Raw genomic sequence first — 4,543 nt, forward strand, 5'->3', positions numbered from 1 at the left:
CTAAAGGCACGCGTGCTCTACGACGGAATAATAGATTTAAGAATGAGGAATCAGCCATGCCAGACGTAACAGTGGTCTTTTGGCGCGACATCCCCGCGCAAGTGATTGTGGGCAAAGGACGTCGTGGTTCCAAGCGCCAGCTTGAAGAGCGGTTTGAGCAAGCGATTGATCGTGCCGCCATGAAGGTGAATGCCAAGGATGCTGACGCATATTTGGCAGAGTGGCGCAAAGCTGATCCCTACACAGTTGAAGGCCAGCCTGACGCGATCGTCGAGGCAGAAGCGCTGCGCCTAGAGGCTGAATACGACAACGCGAAGCTGAAAGAGCTGATTGCAAAGGATGGCTGGGCCTAAGCGCTTGCCACGTAGATTGATGGGATTGGGAGAGACGATCATGGCCTTGTTGAATTTCAAACGAAAAGTCGCGCCGAGCGATGCTGGAAATAATGCCGAAGTAGAGGCTCTGTTGCAGGACTACTCTATCGAGGTGATGCCCCGCACGGCCGAAAAGGTCGAGGATTTTACGGCCCTCTTGCCCACAGGCACACGCGTCTACATTGCCCATATCGAGGGCACGCCGATTGAGGAAATGGTTGCCACCGCCGCGCGCATCAAGGCGGAAGGGTATGACGTCATGCCCCACTTCCCTGCGCGTATCGTCAAAGACGCGGCCACACTGGGCGATTGGATCGCACGCTATCAGGGCGAAGCAGACGTGACCCAAGCACTGTTGCTGGCAGGTGGCGTTACGAAACCCCACGGCGATTTCCATAGTTCTATGCAGTTGATGGAAACGGGTCTGTTCGACAAAGCGGGCTTTAAACGCTTGCACGTTGCGGGCCATCCAGAGGGCAACAAAGACATTGATCCAAGCGGTTCAGACGCGAACGTTATGGACGCGCTGCGTTGGAAGCAATCGTTCAATGAACGCACTGATGCAGACATGGCGCTGGCAACACAGTTCGCGTTCGAAGCAGGTCCGATCATTGAATGGTCAGATGCGATCAAAGAAGCAGGCATTGATATTCCGATTCACATCGGCATCGCGGGACCTGCGAAACTGCAAACACTGATCAAGTTCGCGATTGCGTGTGGCGTCGGTCCGTCCCTGAAAGTGCTGCAAAAGCGCGCGATGGATGTGACCAAGCTGCTGCTGCCCTACGAACCAACAGAGGTTCTGGCCCAGCTTGCCGCGCACAAAGCCGCGAACCCTGACTTCAACATCGAAAAAGTTCATTTCTTCCCCCTTGGCGGCATCAAAACCAATGCCAATTGGGCCATCAACAACGGCGGTGCCTCGGCCCGTCCCGCAAACGTATCCTAAGGATCAACAGGCATGACGCGTACAGTAATTGAATCGAAAACCAAAACCGCCATCATGGGCTTTGATCAGCCGTTCTGTGTGATTGGTGAGCGGATCAACCCAACGGGTCGCAAGATCCTGAACGAAGAGTTAGAGCGCGGTGATTTTTCACGCGTTGAAGCTGATGCAATCGCGCAAGTCGCAGCGGGCGCGAACATTCTCGACATCAACTCTGGCGCGGTTTTCTCTGGCCTAATGGCAAGCGATCCGCGCTACGCAGACAACAACTTTGTTGAGCCAACGTTGATGCGTCAGTTGATCGAAGTCGTTCAGGCCGTCACCGATTGCCCTCTTTGTATCGACAGCTCTGTTCCCGGTGCTTTAGAAGCAGGTCTGGCCGCAGCAGAGGGTCGCCCCCTTTTGAACTCGGTCACGGGCGAAGAAGAGCGTCTGGAACTGGTTTTGCCCTTGGTGAAGAAATACAACGTTCCAGTTGTGGCGATTTCCAACGATGACACGGGTATCTCGGAAGACCCCGACGTGCGTTTCGCGGTTGCTAAGAAGATCGTTGAACGCGCTGCTGACTTCGGTATCCCTGCGCATGACATCGTTGTTGACCCGCTGGTCATGCCAATTGGCGCAATGGGAACGGCTGGCTTGCAGGTGTTCACGCTTGTGCGTCGCTTGCGTGAAGAGCTTGGTGTGAACACGACATGCGGTGCATCAAACATTTCGTTTGGTTTGCCGAACCGTCACGGCATCAACAACGCGTTCCTGCCAATGGCGATGGGCGCGGGTATGACATCTGCAATTATGAATCCCGTGGCTTTGGCAACCGGACCAACAAAGATCGCTGCAAAGCGCGCTGAAGTCGAAGCCGCAGGCATCGTGCTCCCAGAGGGTATGGACGATGAAGCGTTCTGTCAGATGTTCGGCATCGGATCAACAAAGCCACGCTCTGGCAAAGAAATGGAAGCCATCCGCGCGGCGAACTTTCTGACGAACAACGATGATGGTGGCGGTGAATGGATCCGTGCCAACAAGGTTGCGCCTAAGGCTGGCCAAGAAGGTCGTGGGCGTGAAGGTCGCACAGGCGGGCGTCGTCGTCGGGGTTAACCAAAAGTTCACTTTAATATGTTCGGGTGTTGCCTATGGATGGCAGCACCCTTTCCTATGTGCGCAAAGATTGGCTAGAGTCGGTCTTTAGCGCAAAAGCAGCCCGCAATGGCGGTGTCATTCGGCGTAAGATTAGCTGGGTCGAGCAAGAAATTGGTCGAGACCTCTTTGAACTGGAAGTTCACAGACGCGGTTTTCGATTACTTGAAACTCGCACGCAATTGATCGTGATCTGCAATTCACAACCCATCCGGATCGTAATTTAAGAAGCCAGATTTTCTAGAAAATTTTGAATACCCGATTTTTAAAAAAAATCGTTGTTACGCGTAATAAAGCGACTGCCCATCCTTAAAGACCTGTACCTTTTCCGGCACTGCAAAAAAGCGAATCGCTTGCCCGCGCATATCCTTGTGCGTGCCAGCCAGCTTACCAATCACAGACGTGTCGCTGCCAACTGTCTCCATATAGAGCAATGTCACTTCATCGAGTGTTTCGACGAAATCTACTTTTCCTTCAAAGATATAATCCCCACTCGATTGAACCAAATCCTCTGGACGCACACCCACATTCACTACCGCGCCCATATCGCCCGCAACGCTTGGCGCGTTAGAAATCGCCGTTCCGCCACCATCCAGCGGAACTTTGGTCTGCGCGCCTGTCTCGACGATCTTGCCCGACAAGAGGTTCATCGCAGGTGATCCAATGAACTGTGCCACGAATTCATTTTCGGGGCGTTCGTACAATTCAAGTGGTGTACCGACCTGCGCGATGCCTTTGTTCGCTAAAACAACGATCCGCGTGGCGAGCGTCATCGCTTCGACTTGGTCGTGGGTTACATAGATCATTGTACTGTCTGGCATATGCTCTTTCAAACGCGCGATTTAGATACGGGTCGCCACGCGCAACGCGGCATCCAAATTAGAGAGCGGTTCATCAAATAGATACACCTTGGGATCGCGCACAATCGAACGTCCAATCGCAACACGTTGGCGTTGACCGCCAGACAGCGCTTTGGGCAAACGATCCAAGAATTCTGTTAGCTGTAGTTTATCCGCCGCCGCATTTACCGCCGCATCAATCTCGGCAGTTGATTTCTTGGCCAGTTTTAATGCAAACGCCATGTTATCCCGCACGGTCATGTGCGGATAAATCGCGTAGGATTGGAACACCATCGCGATGCCACGCTGGCTGGGCGGCGTGTTGTTCACGACCTGCCCTTCGATTTCTAATACACCGCCCGTGATTTTTTCCAAGCCCGCAATCATGCGCAAAAGCGTAGATTTACCGCAACCTGATGGACCCACGAACATGATCAACTCTCCGGTTTTTATATCGAGGTTGATACCTTTTAAAACTTCGACGCTGCCGCCATAGGTCTTCGCCACATCGGTAAGTTTGAGATCTGCCATACTGTGCGTTCCCTAAATTGTGCGGCGCAAGATCGCGACGCCCCATTGTTTCAATGTCAGCGACCCATTGACCCGTGTCGCACCGCCTAGCGCGCCGGCAATGTCGTCGTATTCGCCGTCAAGCGAAACAGTGTGCTCTGCGTTTGACAAGTTTACCGCGCAAAAAACCTCTAAGGTTTCGAGCGTGCGTTAAAATACAGCCACATCGCGATGGCTTTAACTGTAACTTGCGCACCTTTGCCAAGGGCCTGATGCTGTGCGCGAAATGCCAAGGCGCTACGATAGAAATGCAACATTGCCTCTGGATCGCTTTCTTGCGAACCCACCGAGCGGTTCAAGTGTTCGGGCGAAACAGGCAACCAAGGTGCGGCATTCCAAAAGCCCCCTGCTGAATTAGAAGGCTCCCACACCATTGGTTTACGACATCCATCCCGGCCTTTGAATTCTGGTCAGAATTCGATGCCATAGGGATCTTGCAGATCTTCAAAGGCAACGTCCGCCTCTGGCAAGGCCAGTTCTTCACCTTGGTACAAACACACAGATCCACGTAGCAATAAGAGAAGCATCAGATAGGCTTTTTGGGCGTCTTCTGTCAGGTTCCAACGTGTTGTGTGGCGGATCACGTCGTGGTTGGACAAAGCCAGCAGGCCCAGCCATCACTTGCGACGCGATCAAAGCGTTCAAACACTTCTGCAACGCGCGCTGCGCTCAGCGGT

4 protein-coding genes and 2 pseudogenes are annotated in these 4,543 nt (G+C 53.3%); 4 read left to right on the forward strand and 2 right to left on the reverse strand.

Going from position 1 to position 4,543, the window contains the following annotated elements:
- The first annotated feature begins 56 nt into the window (after positions 1 to 56).
- From QZ279_RS07825 to QZ279_RS07840, 4 genes are read left to right on the forward strand one after another with little or no spacing between them, the layout of a single operon-like run.
- A complete protein-coding gene (locus tag QZ279_RS07825) occupies positions 57 to 353 on the forward strand; it encodes a virulence factor (RefSeq protein WP_293449758.1) in 297 nt (98 codons plus the stop codon).
- Positions 354 to 393: 40 nt separating this feature from the next.
- Positions 394 to 1,323, forward strand: a complete 930-nt coding sequence (locus tag QZ279_RS07830; protein WP_293449759.1) for a methylenetetrahydrofolate reductase — start codon at positions 394 to 396, stop codon at positions 1,321 to 1,323.
- A gap of 12 nt (positions 1,324 to 1,335) precedes the next feature.
- Positions 1,336 to 2,418 carry a dihydropteroate synthase gene (locus QZ279_RS07835; RefSeq protein WP_293449760.1) on the forward strand — a complete coding sequence of 361 codons (1,083 nt, stop codon included), beginning with the start codon at positions 1,336 to 1,338 and terminating at the stop codon, positions 2,416 to 2,418.
- 35 nt (positions 2,419 to 2,453) lie between these two features.
- On the forward strand, positions 2,454 to 2,684 hold the full coding sequence (locus tag QZ279_RS07840) for an N-(5'-phosphoribosyl)anthranilate isomerase (protein ID WP_293449761.1): 231 nt from the start codon (positions 2,454 to 2,456) through the stop codon (positions 2,682 to 2,684).
- A gap of 54 nt (positions 2,685 to 2,738) precedes the next feature.
- On the opposite strand, the pseudogene QZ279_RS07845 reads toward QZ279_RS07840, so the two are convergent.
- Together QZ279_RS07845 and QZ279_RS07850 are read right to left on the reverse strand one after the other, a co-directional pair.
- A pseudogene (locus QZ279_RS07845) lies at positions 2,739 to 3,827 on the reverse strand (ATP-binding cassette domain-containing protein).
- A 12-nt stretch (positions 3,828 to 3,839) separates the two neighbouring features.
- Positions 3,840 to 4,543, reverse strand: a pseudogene (locus tag QZ279_RS07850) (alpha-amylase family glycosyl hydrolase); the annotation flags it as partial.

The sequence above is a fragment of the Planktotalea sp. genome, assembly GCF_018607965.1.
Classification (GTDB): domain Bacteria; phylum Pseudomonadota; class Alphaproteobacteria; order Rhodobacterales; family Rhodobacteraceae; genus Planktotalea.